At 71.9% G+C, this 18739-nt stretch carries 17 protein-coding genes; 13 read left to right on the top strand and 4 right to left on the bottom strand.

Features of this window, described 5'->3' with window-relative positions:
• Position 1: 1 nt before the first annotated feature.
• The 6 genes from ABTY40_RS09510 (at position 2) to ABTY40_RS09485 (ending at position 6582) form a co-directional block, all read left to right on the top strand.
• Entirely contained in the window at positions 2-769 is a 768-nt protein-coding gene (locus ABTY40_RS09510; RefSeq protein ID WP_352058984.1) for a DUF3710 domain-containing protein, read from the top strand.
• Between the two features lie 232 nt (positions 770-1001).
• Positions 1002-1733, top strand: a complete 732-nt coding sequence (locus tag ABTY40_RS09505; RefSeq protein ID WP_352058983.1) for an ABC transporter ATP-binding protein — start codon at positions 1002-1004, stop codon at positions 1731-1733.
• A 126-nt stretch (positions 1734-1859) separates the two neighbouring features.
• Positions 1860-4445, top strand: a complete 2586-nt coding sequence (locus ABTY40_RS09500; RefSeq protein WP_352058982.1) for a DUF4118 domain-containing protein — start codon at positions 1860-1862, stop codon at positions 4443-4445.
• A 168-nt stretch (positions 4446-4613) separates the two neighbouring features.
• On the top strand, positions 4614-5300 hold the full coding sequence (locus tag ABTY40_RS09495; RefSeq protein WP_345284356.1) for a response regulator: 687 nt from the start codon (positions 4614-4616) through the stop codon (positions 5298-5300).
• Between the two features lie 58 nt (positions 5301-5358).
• On the top strand, positions 5359-5757 hold the full coding sequence (locus ABTY40_RS09490; protein WP_345284358.1) for an OB-fold nucleic acid binding domain-containing protein: 399 nt from the start codon (positions 5359-5361) through the stop codon (positions 5755-5757).
• A gap of 3 nt (positions 5758-5760) precedes the next feature.
• On the top strand, positions 5761-6582 hold the full coding sequence (locus ABTY40_RS09485; protein WP_502990528.1) for a DUF3159 domain-containing protein: 822 nt from the start codon (positions 5761-5763) through the stop codon (positions 6580-6582).
• A 248-nt stretch (positions 6583-6830) separates the two neighbouring features.
• On the opposite strand, the gene ABTY40_RS09480 is transcribed toward ABTY40_RS09485, so the two are convergent.
• Together ABTY40_RS09480 and ABTY40_RS09475 are read right to left on the bottom strand one after the other, a co-directional pair.
• Positions 6831-7508, bottom strand: coding sequence for a potassium channel family protein (locus ABTY40_RS09480; RefSeq protein ID WP_345284360.1), 678 nt, complete (start codon positions 7506-7508; stop codon positions 6831-6833).
• Positions 7508-8176, bottom strand: coding sequence for a potassium channel family protein (locus tag ABTY40_RS09475; protein ID WP_309054590.1), 669 nt, complete (start codon positions 8174-8176; stop codon positions 7508-7510). Before ABTY40_RS09475 ends, ABTY40_RS09480 begins: the two co-directional genes overlap by 1 nt.
• 234 nt (positions 8177-8410) lie before the next feature.
• On the opposite strand from ABTY40_RS09475, the gene ABTY40_RS09470 reads away from it, so the two are divergent.
• The 3 genes from ABTY40_RS09470 (at position 8411) to ABTY40_RS09460 (ending at position 12513) form a co-directional block, all read left to right on the top strand.
• Positions 8411-10462, top strand: coding sequence for an APC family permease (locus ABTY40_RS09470; RefSeq protein ID WP_352058981.1), 2052 nt, complete (start codon positions 8411-8413; stop codon positions 10460-10462).
• 60 nt (positions 10463-10522) lie between these two features.
• Positions 10523-11842 carry a class I SAM-dependent RNA methyltransferase gene (locus ABTY40_RS09465; RefSeq protein ID WP_352058980.1) on the top strand — a complete coding sequence of 440 codons (1320 nt, stop codon included), beginning with the start codon at positions 10523-10525 and terminating at the stop codon, positions 11840-11842.
• A 191-nt stretch (positions 11843-12033) separates the two neighbouring features.
• A complete protein-coding gene (locus tag ABTY40_RS09460; protein WP_352058979.1) occupies positions 12034-12513 on the top strand; it encodes a DUF1360 domain-containing protein in 480 nt (159 codons plus the stop codon).
• 140 nt (positions 12514-12653) lie between these two features.
• Here the strand turns inward: ABTY40_RS09460 and ABTY40_RS09455 are convergent, their stop codons facing one another.
• Both ABTY40_RS09455 and ABTY40_RS09450 read right to left on the bottom strand, forming a co-directional pair.
• Positions 12654-12905, bottom strand: coding sequence for a hypothetical protein (locus tag ABTY40_RS09455; RefSeq protein ID WP_352058978.1), 252 nt, complete (start codon positions 12903-12905; stop codon positions 12654-12656).
• A 14-nt stretch (positions 12906-12919) separates the two neighbouring features.
• Positions 12920-13171, bottom strand: coding sequence for a hypothetical protein (locus tag ABTY40_RS09450; protein WP_352058977.1), 252 nt, complete (start codon positions 13169-13171; stop codon positions 12920-12922).
• A 396-nt stretch (positions 13172-13567) separates the two neighbouring features.
• Here ABTY40_RS09450 and ABTY40_RS09445 point away from each other — a divergent pair, with 396 nt between their 5' ends.
• The 4 genes from ABTY40_RS09445 to ABTY40_RS09430 all read left to right on the top strand — a co-directional run bounded on the left by ABTY40_RS09445 (position 13568) and on the right by ABTY40_RS09430 (position 18722).
• The gene (locus ABTY40_RS09445; protein ID WP_030862426.1) at positions 13568-13762 is read left to right on the top strand and encodes a ribbon-helix-helix protein, CopG family; all 195 of its coding nucleotides are present in this window, start codon (positions 13568-13570) and stop codon (positions 13760-13762) included.
• Entirely contained in the window at positions 13759-14151 is a 393-nt protein-coding gene (locus tag ABTY40_RS09440; protein WP_352058976.1) for a type II toxin-antitoxin system death-on-curing family toxin, read from the top strand. Before ABTY40_RS09445 ends, ABTY40_RS09440 begins: the two co-directional genes overlap by 4 nt.
• Positions 14152-14389: 238 nt before the next feature.
• Positions 14390-15961, top strand: coding sequence for a sigma-70 family RNA polymerase sigma factor (locus ABTY40_RS09435; protein ID WP_352058975.1), 1572 nt, complete (start codon positions 14390-14392; stop codon positions 15959-15961).
• Positions 15962-16358: 397 nt separating this feature from the next.
• A complete protein-coding gene (locus ABTY40_RS09430; protein ID WP_352058974.1) occupies positions 16359-18722 on the top strand; it encodes a non-reducing end alpha-L-arabinofuranosidase family hydrolase in 2364 nt (787 codons plus the stop codon).
• Positions 18723-18739: the final 17 nt, after the last annotated feature.

Genomic DNA, 18739 nt, shown 5'->3' with positions numbered 1-18739 from the left:
CGTGTTCGGACGTCGCAAGAAAAGCGGTGCCGCTGCCGACGCGGCGGGCGAGGCCGAGCAGGTCGTCGACGCGGTGGACGGCGAGGACACGGCGGGCGCCGAGGCGCCCCGCAGGGTGAACCTGCCGCCGGCGCCCCGGCCCGACGGTCCCTGGGACATCTCCGAGGTCGCCAGGCCCGAGGAGGGCCGCGTGGACCTCGGCGGAATCTTCGTGCCCGGTGTCGAGGGCATGGAGCTGCGGGTGGAGGTCGCGGGCGACGCGATCGTCGCGGCCACGGTCGTGCTGCGCGACAGCGCCGTACAGCTGCAGGCCTTCGCCGCCCCGAAGAAGGAAGGCATCTGGGGCGAGGTCCGTGAGGAGATCGCCAACGGCATCGTCCAGCAGGGCGGTGCGATCGAGGAGGTCGAGGGTCCGCTCGGCTGGGAGCTGCGCGCGCAGGTCCCCGTCCAGCTGCCCGACGGCAACCGAGGAGTGCAGCTCGTCCGCTTCGTCGGTGTCGACGGCCCCCGCTGGTTCCTGCGCGGAGTGATCTCCGGCCAGGGCGCGGTGCAGCCGGAGGCCGCCGGTCTCCTGGAGCAGATCGTCCGCGACACCGTGGTCGTCCGCGGCGACGGCCCGATGGCGCCCCGCGACCCGATCGTCCTGAAGCTGCCCAACGACGCCCAGATGGTGCCGGACGCCGTGCAGCAGGAGGAGCAGGAGGGGTCCCGCTTCTCCGGCGGCATGGGCCAGCTCCAGCGCGGCCCGGAGATCTCCGAGGTCCGCTGACGCACGGGCCCGGCTCGACCGGGCCCACATCATCGCCGGGCCGCTTCCCGACGCGCACACGCCGCGGGGGAGGCGGCCCACGGCTGTTCCCGGGCCCGCCCCGCGTCCCGTACCGCCGCGCGACCCGTGGCGCCCCGTGCTGGAGAAGGGGCCGCGCGGGCCCCGCTCTGGCCCTGCCCGGCGCCGCCGCACCATACTGGCGGCCGCAGTGTCCGAGGAGGGGGAGCAGCCGGTGAGTGAGAGCAGCACGCGGTCCGCGACGGCCGTCGCGGGGGAGCCGGCCGGGCCGCCGCCCATGGTCCGCGTCGAGAACCTGCGCCGCTCCTACGGCACGGGCGACGCCGCCGTCCACGCCCTGCGCGGCGTCTCCTTCGACATCGCCCGCGGCGAGCTCGTGGCGCTCAAGGGCCGCTCCGGCTCCGGCAAGACCACCCTCCTCAACCTGGTCGGCGGTCTCGACACCGCCGACGGCGGCCGCGTCCTCATCGACGGCACCGACCTGGCCGGCCTCCGTGAGGACGCCCTCCTGGAACTGCGCCGGGACCGGATCGGCTTCGTCTTCCAGTCCTTCGGCCTCCTGCCGATCCTCTCCGCGGCCGAGAACGTCGGCGTACCGCTGCGCCTGCGCCGCGCCGCGCCCAGGGAACGGGACGAGCGCGTCGCCCTCCTCCTCGCGCTGGTCGGCCTCGCCGGCCACGCAGGCCAGCGCCCCGGCGAACTCTCCGGCGGCCAGCAGCAGCGCGTCGCCATCGCCCGCGCCCTCGCCAACCGCCCCGCCCTCCTCATCGCCGACGAACCGACCGGCCAGCTCGACGCCGAGACCGGCCTCGGCGTCATGGAACTGCTCCGCGCCGTGGTCCGCAGCGAGGGCTGCACCGCCCTCGTCGCCACCCACGACACCCAGCTGCTCGGCCTCGCGGACCGGGTGCTCGAACTGAGCGACGGCGAGATCACCGAGCGCTGAGCGGCGATCCGGCGGCGCCAGGGGGCCTGCCGGACACCGGGCGCCCCGCATCAGGATCACGTCAAGACGTGACGGGGGCTCTCCCCGGGTGCGGAATGTCCGATTGGCTGGACGTATGGTCGGGGCATGGCACGCGGCAAGCTTCGGATCTACCTCGGCGCCGCACCGGGCGTCGGCAAGACGTACGCGATGCTCTCCGAGGGCCACCGCCGGGTGGAGCGCGGCACCGACTGCGTGGTGGCGTTCGTGGAGCACCACGGGCGTCCGCGTACGGAGGTGCTGCTCCACGGCCTGGAGCAGCTGCCGCGCCGCGAGATCGAGTACCGGGGGACCACCTTCCCCGAGATGGACGTCGACGCCGTCCTCGCCCGCCGGCCCGCCGTCGCCCTGGTGGACGAACTCGCCCACACCAACGTCCCCGGCTCCCGCAACCCCAAGCGCTGGCAGGACGTGGCCGAACTGCTCGCGGCCGGCATCGACGTCGTCTCCACCGTCAACATCCAGCACCTGGAGTCCCTCGGCGACGTGGTCGAGTCGATCACCGGCGTACGGCAGCGGGAGACCGTCCCCGACGAGATCGTCCGCCGCGCCGACCAGATCGAGCTGGTCGACATGTCGCCCGAGGCCCTGCGCCGCCGCATGGCCCACGGCAACGTCTACACCCCCGACAAGGTCGACGCCGCCCTCTCCAACTACTTCCGCCCCGGCAACCTCACCGCCCTGCGCGAACTGGCCCTGCTGTGGACGGCCGACCGGGTCGACGAGTACCTCCAGCGCTACCGGGGCGAGCACAACATCCGCTCGACCTGGCAGGCCCGCGAGCGCATCGTCGTCGGCCTCACCGGAGGCCCCGAGGGCCGCACCCTGATACGCCGCGCCACCCGCCTGGCGGAGAAGGGCGCCGGCGGGGAGGTCCTGGCCGTCTACATCGCCCGCAGCGACGGCCTCACCGCGGCCTCGCCCAAGGAGCTGGCCGTCCAGCGCACCCTCGTCGAGGATCTCGGCGGAACGTTCCACCACGTCATCGGGGACGACATACCCTCCGCGCTCCTGGAGTTCGCGCGCGGCGTCAACGCCACCCAGATCGTCCTCGGCTCCAGCAGACGCCGCACTTGGCAGTACGTCCTCGGTCCCGGCGTCGGACAGACCGTGGCCCGCGAGTCGGGCCCCGACCTGGACGTCCACATCGTGACGCACAGCGAGGTCGCCAAGGGGCGCGGGCTGCCCGTCGCCCACGGCGCCCGCCTCGGCCGCTCCCGCATCCTCGGGGGCTGGCTCGCCGGCGTCGCCGGACCGGTCGGGCTCGCCCTCCTCCTCACCCATGTCGACGCGGACCTCGGGCTCGCCAACGACATGCTCCTCTTCCTGGCCCTCACCGTGGCCTCCGCCCTGCTCGGCGGACTCCCCCCGGCCCTCGCCTCGGCCGCCGTCGGCTCGCTCCTCCTCAACTGGTTCTTCACCCCGCCCGTCCACCGGCTGACCATCGCCGACCCCAAGAACATCGTCGCCATCGCCGTCTTCTTCGGCGTCGCGATGGCGGTCGCCTCCGTGGTCGACCTGGCCGCCCGCCGCACCCACCAGGCGGCCCGGCTGCGCGCCGAGTCCGAGGTCCTCTCCTACCTCGCCGGCAGCGTGCTGCGCGGCGAGACCAGCCTGGAGGCCCTCCTGGAACGGGTCCGCGAGACCTTCTCCATGGAGTCGGCGGCCCTCCTGGAGCGCGCCGAGGGCACCGGCCCCTGGACCTGCGCCGCCAGCGTCGGTCTCCATCCGGCGGTACGGCCCGAGGACGCGGACGTCGACATGCCGGTGGGCGACCGCCTCGCCCTGGCCCTGAGCGGCCGGGTGCTGCCGGCCGAGGACCGGCGGGTGCTCGGCGCCTTCGCCGCCCAGGCGGCCGTCGTGCTCGACCGGCAGCGGCTCGTCGGCGAGGCGGAGGAGGCCCGCAAACTCGCGGAGGGCAACAAGATCCGCACCTCGCTCCTGGCCGCCGTCAGCCACGACCTGCGCACCCCGCTCGCGAGCATCAAGGCCTCCGTCACCTCCCTGCGCTCCGACGACGTCGAGTGGTCCGACGAGGACCGGGCCGAACTCCTCGCCGGCATCGAGGCCGGCGCCGACCGTCTGGACCACCTCGTCGGGAACCTGCTCGACATGTCCCGGCTCCAGACCGGCACCGTCAGGCCTCTCATCCGGGCCGTGGACCTGGACGAAGTGGTCCCCATGGCCCTCGGGGGCGTTCCCGACGGCAGCGCCGAGCTGGACATCCCCGAATCGCTCCCCATGGTCGAGGTCGACAAGGGCCTCCTGGAGCGCGCCGTCGCCAACATCGTCGAGAACGCCGTGAAGTACAGCCCCGACGGCGTGCCGGTGGCCGTCGCCGCCAGCACGATCGGCCGGCGGGTCGAACTGCGGGTCGTCGACCGCGGCCCCGGCGTGCCCGACGCGGACAAGGACGGCATCTTCGAGCCCTTCCAGCGCTTCGGCGACGCCCCGCGCGGAGCCGGGGTCGGCCTCGGCCTCGCCGTGGCACGGGGCTTCGTGGAGGCCATGGGCGGCACGCTCGGCGCCGAGGACACCCCGGGCGGCGGCCTCACCATGGTCCTCACCCTCAGGGCCGCGCCGCGCGGGGCCCCGCCGCCGGTCACCGACCTCCCGGAGCGTGCGGTGACTGAGCCGGAAGGCCGGGCCGGGCGCCGAGACACGGTGACCTGAGCCGGGAGGCGAGGGCCGGGACCCGGCGCCGCGCCCGCTCCCGTACCGCCGACGCCGTACCGCCATCGCCCCCTGCCGTACCGCTACGCCCGCCCCGCACCCGCACACCCGCCCCGCCGCGGCGCAGAAGCCCACGGCACGAAAGACAGCAGAAGGAAGGCCCCCGCCATGACCCGGGTCCTCGTGGTCGACGACGAGCCGCAGATCGTCCGCGCCCTGGTGATCAACCTCCGGGCGCGGAAGTACGAGGTCGACGCGGCGCCCGACGGCGCCACCGCGCTCCGGCTCGCCGCCGAACGCCACCCCGACGTGGTCGTCCTCGACCTCGGCCTGCCCGACATGGACGGGGTCGAGGTCATCCGGGGCCTGCGCGGCTGGACCCGCGTCCCGATCCTCGTCCTCTCCGCGCGCCAGACCTCCGACGAGAAGGTGGAGGCGCTGGACGCGGGAGCCGACGACTACGTCACCAAGCCCTTCGGGATGGACGAACTCCTCGCCCGGCTGCGGGCCGCCGTACGGCGCGCCGAACCGGTCGGCGGCGCCGACGACGGGCTCGTCGTGGTGGAGACCGAGGGCTTCACCGTGGACCTCGCCGCCAAGAAGGTCCACCGGGACGGCCGGGACGTCCGGCTGACGCCCACGGAATGGCACCTCCTGGAGGTCCTCGTCCGCAACAGCGGCCGGCTCGTCAGCCAGAAGCAGCTCCTGCAGGAGGTCTGGGGACCCTCGTACGGCACCGAGACCAACTACCTGCGCGTGTACATGGCGCAGCTGCGGCGGAAGCTGGAGAGCGACCCCTCGCACCCGCGCCACTTCGTCACCGAACCGGGCATGGGATACCGCTTCGAACGCTGAAGCGAACGGGGCTCCACGGGCCGGTTCCCGTGACAGTGGCGGCCGGTACGCTTTCTGTATGAGTGCTGCACCGCGTACAGAGAAGCCGGCCGGGCGGTTCCGCCGGATGCTCGACCGGCTGTCCTCCTCCCCGGAGGACCTGGAGTCGGAGGAGCTCCAGGAGGACGCCCAGGCGTCGGGGTGCACACCGATCGCCAAGTGCTCCGACCGCCAGATAGTCAAGGTGACTGGTACCTTGCGCACGGTGACGCTGCGCCCCCGGGCCGGTGTGCCCGCGCTGGAGGCCGAGCTGTTCGACGGCACGGCGCCGCTGGATGTCGTGTGGCTGGGCCGGCGGTCCATCGTGGGCATCGAGCCGGGCCGCAGGCTCATCGCCTCCGGCCGGATCTCCCTGAGCCACGGCCGGCGCGTCCTCTTCAACCCCAAATACGAGCTCCGACCGCTCGGACAGGAGTAGCCGGTGACGTCTCTCGACAAGCCGACGGCCGACCAGACGGGCCCGCTCGGCCCGACGGACCCCACGGGCCGCACGGGACCGACGGGCCCCGCCGGATCGGTGGACCAGTCCGCGCGGGCCGACAAGGCGGTCACCGAGGCCGCGCTGTTCGAGGCCTTCGGCGGCCTGCGGGGCATGATCGAGACGGTGCTGCCCGGCCTGCTGTTCGTCACGATCTTCACGGTCAACAAGAACCTGCACGTCTCGGCCGTCGCCGCCCTGGCCGTCTCGCTGGTCCTCGTCGCCGTCCGGCTGATCCGCCGCGACACCGTCAAGCACGCCTTCAGCGGCGTCTTCGGCGTCGCCTTCGGTGTCGTCTTCGCGATGATGACGGGCAACGCCAAGGACTTCTACCTGCCGGGCATGCTGTACACCCTGGGCCTCGCCCTGGCGTACATCCTCACCACCCTCGCCGGCGTCCCGCTGATCGGCCTCATCCTGGGCCCGGTCTTCAAGGAGAACCTCTCCTGGCGCACCCGTAACCCCGGACGCAAGAAGGCCTACGCGAAGGCCAGCTGGGCGTGGGGACTGATCCTCCTCGGCAAGTGCGCGATCCTCTTCCCGCTGTACTGGTGGGCCGACCCCACCAAGTTCGGCTGGGTGTCCGTCGCCCTGAAGATCCCGCCGTTCCTGCTCGCCGTCTACCTGACCTGGGTCTTCCTGGCGAAGGCGCCGCCGCCGATCGACGTCTTCGCCGAGATGGAGGCGGAGGAGCGCGCCGAGAAGGAGCGCAAGGCCGCCGCGGCCACGCCGCGCCCCGGCACCGGGGGCGGGCCGGAGGCCTGACGGCGACCACCCCGCCGTACCCGCACACGCGAGGAGGGCCCGGACCCCGGTCGGTGACGACGGGGTCCGGGCCCTCTCCGTGAGTTCCGGGGGGACCTCGGCGGTACGGTGCCGGGCCGCGGGGACCGGTGGTCGTACGGCTCCGGCCGCCGACCCGGCGTGGTGGGCGGACGTCCGGCGCGGGGGAGGGGGCGGCAGGGCGCGGTCGCCCGTCTCCGCACCTCCGCGCGGCGCGTCCGCCCCCCGCCTCAGTCCTCGGTGAGCTCGCGGCGGACCGACAGCAGGTCCTCCAGCTGCTCCTCGCGCGCCTGCGCGGCCACGAACAGCAGCTCGTCGCCCGCCTCCAGCGTCTCCTCCGCGGTCGGGGTGAGGACCCGCGAGCCGCGGATGATGGTCACGAGGGAGGTGTCCTGGGGCCAGGCCACGTCGCCGACCGCCGTCCCCGCGATGGCCGACTCCGGCGGCAGCGTCAGCTCCACCAGGTTGGCGTCGCCGTGGCTGAAACGGAGCAGCCGGACCAGGTCGCCGACGCTCACCGCCTCCTCCACCAGGGCCGACATCAGGCGCGGCGTCGACACCGCGACGTCCACACCCCAGGCCTCGTTGAACAGCCACTCGTTCTTCGGGTTGTTGACGCGGGCGACCACCCGCGGCACGCCGTACTCCGTCTTGGCGAGCAGCGACACGACCAGGTTCACCTTGTCGTCGCCGGTCGCCGCGATGACCACGTTGCAGCGCTGCAACGCCGCCTCGTCGAGCGAGGTGATCTCGCAGGCGTCGGCGAGCAGCCACTCGGCCTGCGGCACCCGCTCCACCGAGATGGCGGTCGGCGCCTTGTCGATCAGCAGCACCTCGTGCCCGTTCTCGAGCAGCTCGCCGGCGATGGAACGGCCCACCGCGCCCGCGCCCGCAATTGCGACACGCATCAGTGACCGCCCTCCTCGGGACCCTCGGCGAAGACCGCCTCGACCTTCGCGATGTCCTCCGTACGCATCATCACGTGCACCAGATCGCCCTCCTGGAGCACCGTCTGGGAGGTCGGCAGGACCGCCTCGCCCAGCCGGGTGAGGAACGCGACACGTACGCCGGTCTCCTCCTGCAGCGTGCTGATCTTGTGGCCGATCCAGGCGGGGGAGGTGTGCACCTCGGCGAGCTGGACACCGCCGCTCGGGTCCCGCCACAGCGGCTCCGCGCCCGAGGGCAGCAGCCGGCGCAGCATCTGGTCGGCGGTCCAGCGGACCGTGGCCACGGTCGGGATGCCCAGACGCTGGTAGACCTCGGCGCGACGCGGGTCGTAGATGCGGGCGGCGACGTTCTCGACGCCGAACATCTCGCGTGCCACCCGGGCGGCGATGATGTTGGAGTTGTCGCCGCTGCTCACCGCGGCGAAGGCGCCGGCCTCCTCGATGCCCGCCTCACGCAGGGTGTCCTGGTCGAAGCCGACACCGGTGACGCGCCGGCCGCCGAAGCCCGAGCCCAGACGGCGGAAAGCCGTCGGGTCCTGGTCCACCACCGCGACGGTGTGGCCCTGCTGTTCGAGCGTCTGCGCGAGAGCGGCTCCCACTCGCCCGCAGCCCATGATGACGATGTGCACGTCCCCTTACCCCGCACTCCTGATCGCCCTGCTGACCTGCGAAAACACCCTGCTCACAACTTTCCTCGCCCGATCGCCCGGGCCACGGCGGGCAACGCCCTTGCCGGGTTGCCCGGTCCGAGCTTAAGCGGCAACGCTGGCCGGGACCGCATCCGAGGTGGTAGTCAGGGAGATTCGGTGCGCATCGGGGGTGCCGATGCACATGGCCCTTTTCGAACGCTTACGATCCTCTCCGTGTCCAAACTGACCGACGTGCCCAAACGCATCCTGATCGGGCGGGCCCTGCGCAGCGACAGGCTGGGAGAAACCCTTCTCCCCAAGCGCGTCGCCCTCCCCGTCTTCGCCTCCGACCCGCTGTCCTCGGTGGCGTACGCACCGGGCGAGGTGCTGCTGGTCCTCTCCATCGCGGGCCTGTCGGCGTACCACTTCAGCCCCTGGATCGCGCTGGCGGTCGTCGTCCTGATGTTCACGGTCGTCGCCTCGTACCGGCAGAACGTGCACGCGTACCCGAGCGGCGGCGGCGACTACGAGGTCGCCAACACCAACCTGGGGCCCAAGGCCGGTCTGACCGTCGCGAGCGCGCTGCTCGTCGACTACGTCCTCACCGTCGCCGTCTCGATCTCCTCGGGCATCGAGAACCTCGGCTCCGCCGTCCCCTTCGTCGTCGAGCACAAGGTGGCCTCGGCCGTCGCCGTGATCGTGCTCCTGACGCTCATGAACCTGCGCGGCGTCAAGGAGTCGGGAACCCTCTTCGCCATCCCGACGTACGTCTTCGTCGCCGGCGTCTTCCTCATGATCGCCTGGGGCGCGTACCGGGGCATCGTCCTCGGCGACGACATGAAGGCCCCCACCGCCGGCTTCGAGATCAAGCCCGAGCACCAGGGCCTGGCCGGTTTCGCGCTGGTCTTCCTGCTGCTGCGCGCCTTCTCCTCCGGCTGCGCGGCCCTCACCGGCGTCGAGGCCATCTCCAACGGCGTCCCGGCCTTCCGCAAGCCGAAGTCGCGGAACGCCGCCACCACCCTCGCCCTCATGGGCGGCCTCGCCGTCACCATGTTCTGCGGCATCATCTTCCTGGCCATGGCCACCGACGTCCGGATGGCGGAGAAACCCGCCCAGGACCTGCTGCGCGACGGGGTCCCCGTCGGCCCCGAGTACGTCCAGGACCCGGTGATCTCGCAGGTCGCCGCCGCCGTCTTCGGCGACGGGACCTTCCTCTTCGTCGTCCTCGCCGCCGCGACCGCACTCGTGCTGTTCCTGGCCGCCAACACGGCTTACAACGGCTTCCCGCTCCTCGGGTCGATCCTCGCCCAGGACCGCTACCTGCCGCGCCAGCTGCACACCCGCGGCGACCGGCTCGCCTTCTCCAACGGCATCGTGCTCCTCGCCGGCGCCGCCGCGCTCCTCGTCTGGATCTACAGCGCCGACTCGACACGGCTGATCCAGCTCTACATCGTCGGCGTCTTCGTCTCCTTCACCCTCAGCCAGATCGGCATGGTCCGGCACTGGAACCGGCACCTGCGGGCCGAGCGGGACCCGGCCAAGCGCCGCCACATGATCCGCTCGCGCGCGATCAACGCCTTCGGCGCCTTCTTCACCGGCCTCGTCCTCGTGGTCGTCCTCGCCACCAAGTTCACCCACGGCGCCTGGGTCGCGCTGCTCGGCATGGTGATCTTCTACGTGACGATGACCGCGATCCGCCGGCACTACGACTCCGTGGCCGCCGAGATCGCCGCCGCCGAGGAACGCCCCGACGAGTACGTGCGCCCCTCCCGGGTCCGCTCGATCGTCCTCGTCTCCAAGCTCCACAAGCCCACCCTGCGCGCCCTCGCCTACGCCAAGCTCATGCACGCCGGTGAGCTGGAGGCGCTGACCGTGAACGTGGACCCGGCCGAGACCAAGGCGCTCAAGGAGGAGTGGGAGCGGCGCGGCATCAACGTGCCGCTGAAGATTCTCGACTCCCCGTACCGCGAGATCACCCGACCCGTCATCGAGTACGTGAAGAACCTGAGGCACGAGAGCCCGCGGGACGCCGTCTCCGTGTACATCCCGGAGTATGTCGTCGGCCACTGGTACGAGCACGTGCTGCACAACCAGAGCGCCCTGCGCCTCAAGGGCCGGCTGCTGTTCACGCCGGGGGTGATGGTGACCTCGGTCCCGTACCAGCTCCGCTCCTCCGAGGCCGCGAAGCGCCGGGCCCGCAAGCGCCAGGAGTGGAACGCGCCCGGCTCCGTCCGCCGCGGACCGGTCGAAAAACGGGCGAAGGATCCGGCGGGAAAGAGCAACTAGACTGGTGGGCTGCCGTCCGTACGGCAGCCCACCTTCTTCTTCCCCCTGGAGTCCCCGGTCATGCAGAACGCCCCCGTCCCGTCGCTGATCGGCCAGGAGTACGAGGTCGAGGTCGGCCCGGTGGCCCACGGCGGCCACTGCATCGCCCGCACCGAGGAGGGCCGCGTCCTCTTCGTCCGCCACACCCTCCCCGGCGAGAAGGTCCGCGTCCGCGTCACCGAGGGCGACGAGACGTCGCGTTTCCTGCGCGCCGACGCCGTCGAGATCCTGGAGGCCTCGAAGGACCGCGTCGAGGCGCCCTGCCCGTTCGCGGGCCCCGGCAAGTGCGGCGGCTGCGACTGGCAGCACGCCAAGCCGGGCGCCCAGCGCCGCCTCAAGGGCGAGGTCATCGCCGAGCAGCTCGAGCGGCTCGCCGGCCTGACCCCCGAGGAGGCCGGCTGGGACGGCACCGTCATGCCGGCCGAGGGCGACAAGCTGCCCCCGGGCGAGGTCCCGCAGTGGCGCACCCGCGTCCAGTACGCCGTGGACGCCGAGGGCCACGCCGGACTGCGCAAGCACCGCTCGCACGACGTCCAGGTCATCGACCACTGCATGATCGCCGCCGAGGGCGTCTCGGAACTCGGCATCGAGGCCCGCACCTGGGAGGGCATGGCCTCGATCGAGGCCATCGCCGCCTCCGGCTCGGGCGACCGCCAGGTGATCCTCACCCCGCGCCCCGGCGCCCGCCTCCCCCTCGTCGAACTCGACAAGCCGGTGTCGGTGATGCGCGTCGGCGAACGGGACAAGGCCGTCCACCGCGTCCACGGCCGCGCCTTCGTCCGCGAGCGCGCCGACGACCGCACCTACCGCGTCGGCGACGGCGGCTTCTGGCAGGTCCACCCGAAGGCCGCCCAGACCCTCGTCCTCGCCGTCATGCAGGGCCTCATGCCCCGCAAGGGCGAGACCGCCCTCGACCTCTACTGCGGCGTCGGTCTCTTCGCGGGCGCCCTCGCCGACCGTGTCGGCGACAAGGGCGCGGTCCTCGGCATCGAGTCCGGCAAGCGCGCCGTCGAGGACGCCCGCCACAACCTGGCCGACTACCCCCGCGTCCGCATCGAACAGGGCAAGGTCGACTCGGTCCTCCCGCGCACGGGCATCACCGACGTCGACCTCATCGTCCTGGACCCCCCGCGCGCCGGCGCCGGCAAGTCCACCGTCCACCACCTCGCCACCCTCGGCGCCCGCCGCATCGCCTACGTCGCCTGCGACCCCGCCGCCCTCGCCCGCGACCTCGCCTACTTCGCGGACAACGGTTACCGCGTCCGCACGCTGCGGGCGTTCGACCTGTTCCCGATGACGCACCACGTGGAGTGCGTCGCGATCCTGGAGCCGGTGAAGTAGAGGTTCTGACCTGAGGTTTTTCGGGTGCTCGGTAGGTGCCGCGCAAGCATGACGGGCACATTTTGACGCTGAGACGACGCTCGTGACGCGCGCGGCGTCGGGCGCCGAGCAGCCCGATCACGTGGCACCGGACGATCAACGCGTGAGTGTACGAAAGGCATCACGGCGGGCGGAGTGGGCAGGCGCGGTCCATGACCGAACCCACAAGCGGCTCCAACAATGAGGGACACACCCACCTCGCCGTCCTGGCGGCATTCGGCGTCTACGCAGGAGCCTGGCTGCGGGCGGGGAGGGGGCGTGCGGGGTCGGCCACATCCGGCGCGATGTCCGGAGTGCTGTTGACCGGGGCGGCCACCTTCCGGCTCAGCCGGCTGCTCAGCAAGGCCCAGATCACCCGCCCGTTGCGCGCCCCGTTCACCGAGGTAGAGGAAGCGGGTGCCCCGGCCGAACTGAACGAGACCCCGAAGTCCTCCCACCCCGTGCTCGGGTCGCTTCTCAGCTGTCCGTTCTGCCTGGGTGTGTGGGTTGCCACCACCCTTACCGGGGCGCGGCGGATCTGGCCGCGTGAAGTGGAAACCGTCGAGCACGCCCTCGCCGCGGTCGCCACTGCCGATGCCTTGCACCTGCTGTACGCCCGCCTGGTTCGGGCGGCGGAAGGTGACCAGGAGTAGGGCGAGCACCATCGCCCCAGGCGGAGGGGGGTCCGGCCGCCTGGGGCACGGGGACCTGCTTGTGGTCGGTGGCCGTCCTGCGCCGCCCGGTGAATCTGCGCAGTGACGCGTCGGGCCGCATCACCCGAGGGCTGCGGTGCTCATGCGCCGAGGTGCGTGATCGCGCTGTTCAGCCGCGACGCAACGGCGTCGATGTCCTGCTCGGTCGGTGTACCGGATGGCAGCGTCGCGGCCAGCTCACGGCCGGAGGTGATCTCCATGGCGCCGCAGTACGGCTCCGATGCCAACCGCTCCGAGGGGACGACCTCCGTACGACCCTCCAACAGCACGAGAGAGCGGTTTTCGCCGGATGGAGCGAGGAGGGCGCGGACCTGTGCGCGGGTGACTGCCACGGTTCCGTCCTCTCTCACCGGCTCCCGGAGCCGGAGCCGTCGCCCGAGGGGTTCTCGTCTTCCTCCTCGGATACGGCCTCGACGCCGTCCAGGGGCTTCCCGCTACCTGTGCCGGCCCGGTGGTAACCCTCACGGGCACTCGCCGTGCCCGGCACGACGCGCTCCCGCGCCTGACTCTCGGAGCCGGAGTGGGCTCCTGGCTCCTCGCTGTTCCGTGCGCGCTCGTACTCGCTCTGCCGCGCCGCATCCGGTGTGTGCTCGGTCATCTCGCTGTCCTTCTGTCTTGATCCCCTCTGGGGGACTGCCCGCGGAAGGGCAGGCGAAACAGCCGCGGGGGCCGCTTCCCGGCCTGGCGCACCCTGCGGCCAGGAGGGCAGGAGCGGTGACGCCGAGAACTCTCCGGTGACCTCGACCGCGCTCTGCCCGACGAGGCGGCCGGCAACCGACCGGTCGCAGCGAGGATCGCGGCGGCCGTCAGCGCTGGAGTGACCTGCGCGGAAGCACTCCTGCACGTGCCTCCTGCGAAGATGTGGCGCTCGAAAAGGAAGTCTCTCCTGGGTCTCCGCGGCAGCGATGCGCACGGCCGCCTGGTCCCACGCTCCACGGAACCGAGAGCGCGGCCCGACCGCGCCAGTTTGATACCAGACTGGTATCATCTCTCCATGGCGATGACACTTCGACTCCCCGATGACCTTGACGCGAAGCTCACCGAGCGGGCTCGTCGGGAGGGTCGCAGCAAGCAGGAACTTGCCATCGAGGCCATTCGTGAGGCCCAGGACCGGGCCGAGCTGAAGGTGGATGACGTCCTGGCCGAGCTGATGGACAGCGATGCGGAGATCCTGGACTACCTGAAGTGACGGACGTTCGCTACGTCAAGATCGACGAGATCCTGGCCATCGCCCGCACGGTCAACGGTACCGACCAGAGCGTGCGTGACATGGGCCTTCTGGTGTCGGCGATCGAGCGGCCCCGGACCAACGTGTTCGGAGCCGAGTTGTATCCCGCGCTGCACGAGGAGGCCGCGGCGCTGCTGCACTCCGTCGCCCGCAACCACGCGCTGATCGACGGCAACAAGCGCACCGCCTGGCTCGCCATGCGTGTCTTCCTGCGGTTCAACGGCGTCAGCGCCGGTACCGCCCCGCCGCCCGTCTCCGTTGCCGGTCCGTTCGTGGAGGAAGTCGCGCAGGACAACATCGACGTACCGGCCATTGCCAAGCGCCTCTCGACCTGGTTCCCCGTCTCCTGACGTCGACGTCGTGCTGTGGAGGTGACATGGTGATCCGGGCTCGTCGGGCGGGCTGATCGCGTACGTGGCGCAGTGCCCGTCGTCAAGTGCACCCACTTCTTCGCCAAGCCCGCCAACGGTGGCAGCGGTGCCACCGACTTCTGGATCCGCGGGCTTTGGTCGCACACCTTCACCGGGGCTAGGGTGTGCCGCTGTACTCGGCGGATCGCTCCCCTGGAGAAGGTGGGAATTGGGGCTCATGGATGCGGACCACGCGGGGCTGGTCGTCGCGGCGCAGGCCGGTGACGACCGGGCGCGCGAGGAACTGATCGCCGCGTACCTGCCGTTGGTCTACAACATCGTCGGGCGAGCCCTGAGCGGACATGCCGACGTGGACGACGTCGTCCAGGAGACGTTGCTGCGCGTGGTGCGCGACCTGCCGTCGCTGCGGGCCCCGGAGAGCTTCCGGTCCTGGCTGGTGTCGATCACACTCCGCCAGATCAACACCCACTGGCGCAGGCAGCACGCCGTCACCGACCGGACCACGGTCATCGACGAGGCGCACCGGATACCGGACGCCGGTGCCGAGCCCGTGGACGTGACGATCCTGCGGCTGCACGTGTCGGACGAGCGCCGTCGGGTCGTCGAAGCCGGCCGGTGGCTCGACCCGGACCATCGGATGCTGCTGTCGTTGTGGTGGCAGGAGTGCGCCGGCCTGCTGAGCCGGGAGGACATCGCCGCCGCGACGGGACTCACGGCCGCCCACGTGGGAGTGCGCCTGCAACGCATGCGCGAGCAGCTGGAACTGTGCCGGACGATCGTCGCCGCGCTCGAGGCCGACCCGCGCTGTGCGCGGTTGGACGAGACCCTCGCCGGCTGGGACGGTCACCGCGCGTCGGTGTGGCGCAAGCGGTTGGCGCGGCACACCCGTGACTGCCCGGTCTGCACGGCGACGACGACGGAGCGGGTGCCGGCCGAGCTGCTGCCCCTCAGCCTCACGGCGCTGGCCGTCCCGGCCGGACTCGTCGTCGCGCTGGTCGCCAGGGGCCTGCTGTCGGGCACGGCCGTCGGCACCGCCGGGCCCGCCATGGCACACGTCGCCGCCGGCGCGGTGGCGGGGGGAGGCGGCCCGCGCGGCGTGCTGACCGGCAAACTCCACGCGGTGACCGCTCATCCGCTGGTGAGCCTCGCCGCCGGCGCGGTGCTCGTCGCCGGGACCGCCATGTACATGACCTGGCCGGAACCGGCGCCACGGGAGCCCGGCGTCGTCGCCGCTCCCACGGTGGGCGGTTCCACGCCGACCGCGTCGCGCACCAGCGCGCCGGCCGCACCGTCCCCGGCGGGTCCGTCCCCGACGAGGCCATCATCGGCGAGTCCGCCCGCCGTCACGGACACCGTTCCGCTGGGCGCGCGGTCGCTCGAATCCGCGGACCGGCCCGGCCTGTTCGCCACGTACGACGGCGACTTCGTGACGCTCGGGCCTGTCTCCGCGTCCAGCGGCGAGCAGGTACGCCGGCGGGGCACCTTCACGGTCGTCGGGGGGCTGGCGGACCCACGGTGCGTCACCTTCCGCGCGGCGGACGGCCGGTACCTTCGCCACTCCTACCTGCGGCTACGGCTCAGCACCGACGACGGCAGCGCGCTCTTCCGTGAGGACGCGACCTTCTGTCCCCGTCCCGGCGCGGTCGCCGGGTCGGTGACCCTGCACGCGCACAACTATCCGGGATCGGCCCTCCGTCACCGCGACGGTGGCATCTGGCTCGACGGCTCCGACGGCACCCGGGCCTTCGCCGGCCAGGCCTCCTTCGTCGTGCGCGGGCCCTGGGCCTGACCCTCCGCTCCTCGGGCGTCCGGCCGGATGAGCGGTGCCCCCCGGTGATGCTCCTGCGCTGCGGCACGGCTCCCGGACCACACCGGGACCGGCTTCCCCGCGCATGAGCCCGGTCGTGCCCTCCCCGCGGGCGCGGCCGAACCACGGCGCCCGGCATCCCGTTTTCCGCCCGCGAGACACCTCACCGGGAATTCTCCGGGCGGCGCGACTTTTTCTGTTACGAGCCCGCGCGCTCGGAAGCCTCCACTTCAGGGGTGTCCTCCCGCCGTCCGTCCCGACGGACCGGCACGGCGGGCCGACGTCCCCGACCGACGTGTCCCCTGAAGAAAGTTCCTCCCATGACGCAGTACATCCACGAACTCCGGGCGACCGGTGCGCAGGACCCCCGAGGAGAATCATGAAGGGCCTGCACCGGCTCCGCCGGCGTCGCCGCACCGTGGTGGCAGGGCTGTCGGCCGCGGCCGTGGTGGCCGGTGTCGTGACGTTGCTCCCCAGCTCGGCGGGCGCCGCGGGCCTGGGGACCCAGGCGGCCCCCTCGGGGCGGTACTTCGGTACGGCCGTGGCCGCCGGCAGGCTCGGCGACCCGGCGTACACGGCGCTCGCCGACCGGGAGTTCACCATGATCACCCCGGAGAACGAGATGAAGTGGGACGCCATCGAGCCGTCCCGCGGCCGTTTCACCTTCGGTCCCGCCGACCGGATCGTCGACCGTGCCCTGGCACGCGGCCAGCGTGTACGCGGCCACACCACGGTCTGGCACTCGCAGCTCCCCTCCTGGGTGGGCTCCATCCGTGACGCGAAGACGCTGCGTGATGTGATGAACCATCACATCACCACGCAGATGAGCCATTACAAGGGCAAGGTCTACGCGTGGGACGTGGTCAACGAGGCGTTCGCCGACGGCGGCAGCGGCGGGCTCCGTGACTCGGTCTTCCAGAAGGTGCTCGGGGACGGCTTCATCGAGCAGGCGTTCCGCACCGCCCGTGCCGCCGACCCCTCGGCCCGGCTCTGCTACAACGACTACAACATCGAGAACTGGTCGGACGCCAAGACCCAGGGTGTCCACCGCATGGTGAAGGACTTCAGGTCCCGCGGCGTGCCCATCGACTGCGTCGGGTTCCAGAGCCACTTCGGCGCGGGCGGCCCGCCGGCGAGCTTCAGGACCACCCTCGCCCAGTTCGCCGCCCTCGGCGTCGACGTGCAGATCACCGAGCTGGACATCGCTCAGGCCGCACCCGTCCACTACGCGAAGGCGGTCGACGCCTGCCTGTCGGTGGCCCGGTGCACCGGCATCACGGTGTGGGGCGTCCGCGACAGCGACTCCTGGCGCAGCGACGAGAAACCCCTGCTGTTCGACGGCGGCGGCAAGCCCAAGCCCGCGTACACCGCCGTCGTGAACGCCCTCCGTTCCGGCTCCGGCAGCACCCCGGCCGAGCCGGCCGGCCGAACCGGCGAGATCAGGGGCGTGGCATCCGGCCGCTGCCTCGACATCCCCGGCTCCGCCTCCGCCGAGGGCACCCGGGCCCAGCTGTGGGACTGCGGCGGGCAGGCTGGCCAGCGCTGGACCCACACCGCCGCGAAGCAGCTGAAGGTGCACGGCGACATGTGCCTGGACGCCAAGGGCAAGGGCACCACCAACGGCACCCCGGTGGTCGTCTGGCACTGCAACGGCGGCGCCAACCAGCAGTGGACCGTCAACACCGACGGCACGATCACCGGCGTCCAGTCCGGGCTGTGCCTCGACGCCGTCGGCGCCGGCACCGCGAACGGCACCAGGATCCAGCTGCACACCTGCGCGCCCGTCGGCAACCAGAAGTGGACCGCCCCCTCCACGGCGGGCGGCGGCACGTGCGCCCTTCCGTCCACGTACAAGTGGAGCTCGACGGGTCCGCTCGCACAGCCGGCGAACGGGTGGGCCGCGGTGAAGGACTTCACCCACGTGACGTACGGCGGGAAGCACCTGGTCTACGCGTCGAGCGCGTCGGGGACCTCGTACGGCTCGATGGCGTTCAGCCCCTTCACGAACTGGTCGGACATGGCGTCGGCCGGGCAGACGCGGATGAGCGGGAACGCGGTGGCGCCCACGCTGTTCTACTTCGCGCCCAAGAAGATCTGGGTCCTCGCCTACCAGTGGGGTGCGTCCCCCTTCAGCTACCGCACGTCGAGCGACCCCACCGACCCCAACGGCTGGTCGGCGCCGCGGCCGCTGTTCACCGGCAGCATCCCCCGCACGGAATCCGGGACCGGCCCCATCGACCAGGCGCTGATCGGCGACGAGAAGAACATGTACCTGTTCTTCGCCGGTGACAACGGCAAGATCTACCGGGCGAGCATGCCGATCGGGAACTTCCCGGGCAGCTTCGGCTCGTCCTACACGACGGTCATGAGCGACACGGCGAAGAACCTCTTCGAGGCGCCGCAGGTCTACAAGGTCAAGGGCCAGAACCAGTACCTGATGATCGTCGAGGCTCGCGGTGCGAACGAGCGGCGCTACTTCCGCTCGTTCACGGCCTCCGGCCTGAGCGGTCCGTGGACCCCGCAGGCAGGCAGCGAGAGCAACCCCTTCGCCGGCAAGGCCAACAGCGGTGCCACCTGGACCGACGACATCAGCCACGGTGACCTGGTCCGCAGCGATCCCGATCAGACCATGACCATCGACCCCTGCGACCTGCGGTTCCTGTACCAGGGCAAGTCACCCGGCGCGGACGGTCCCTACGACCGGCTGCCGTACCGGCCGGGTGTCCTCACCCTGCGGCGCTGACCCGCTCGATCCACGGT

The sequence above is a fragment of the Streptomyces sp. NPDC126503 genome (genome assembly GCF_040302405.1).
In the GTDB taxonomy this organism is placed as follows: domain Bacteria; phylum Actinomycetota; class Actinomycetes; order Streptomycetales; family Streptomycetaceae; genus Streptomyces; species Streptomyces gulbargensis.
This window is presented reverse-complemented; position numbering and strand designations above follow the sequence as displayed.

Excerpts from the sequence above, each read along its gene's own strand:
- ABTY40_RS09500 (WP_352058982.1), top strand. The coding sequence starts at position 1,860 with ATGGCACGCGGCAAGCTTCGGATCTACCTCGGCGCCGCACCGGGCGTC.
- ABTY40_RS09495 (WP_345284356.1), top strand. The coding sequence starts at position 4,614 with ATGACCCGGGTCCTCGTGGTCGACGACGAGCCGCAGATCGTCCGCGCC.
- ABTY40_RS09490 (WP_345284358.1), top strand. The coding sequence starts at position 5,359 with ATGAGTGCTGCACCGCGTACAGAGAAGCCGGCCGGGCGGTTCCGCCGG.
- ABTY40_RS09480 (WP_345284360.1), bottom strand. The coding sequence starts at position 7,508 with ATGCGTGTCGCAATTGCGGGCGCGGGCGCGGTGGGCCGTTCCATCGCC.
- ABTY40_RS09465 (WP_352058980.1), top strand. The coding sequence starts at position 10,523 with ATGCAGAACGCCCCCGTCCCGTCGCTGATCGGCCAGGAGTACGAGGTC.
- ABTY40_RS09460 (WP_352058979.1), top strand. The coding sequence starts at position 12,034 with ATGACCGAACCCACAAGCGGCTCCAACAATGAGGGACACACCCACCTC.
- ABTY40_RS09450 (WP_352058977.1), bottom strand. The coding sequence starts at position 13,171 with ATGACCGAGCACACACCGGATGCGGCGCGGCAGAGCGAGTACGAGCGC.
- ABTY40_RS09445 (WP_030862426.1), top strand. The coding sequence starts at position 13,568 with ATGGCGATGACACTTCGACTCCCCGATGACCTTGACGCGAAGCTCACC.
- ABTY40_RS09435 (WP_352058975.1), top strand. The coding sequence starts at position 14,390 with ATGGATGCGGACCACGCGGGGCTGGTCGTCGCGGCGCAGGCCGGTGAC.
- ABTY40_RS09430 (WP_352058974.1), top strand. The coding sequence starts at position 16,359 with ATGAAGGGCCTGCACCGGCTCCGCCGGCGTCGCCGCACCGTGGTGGCA.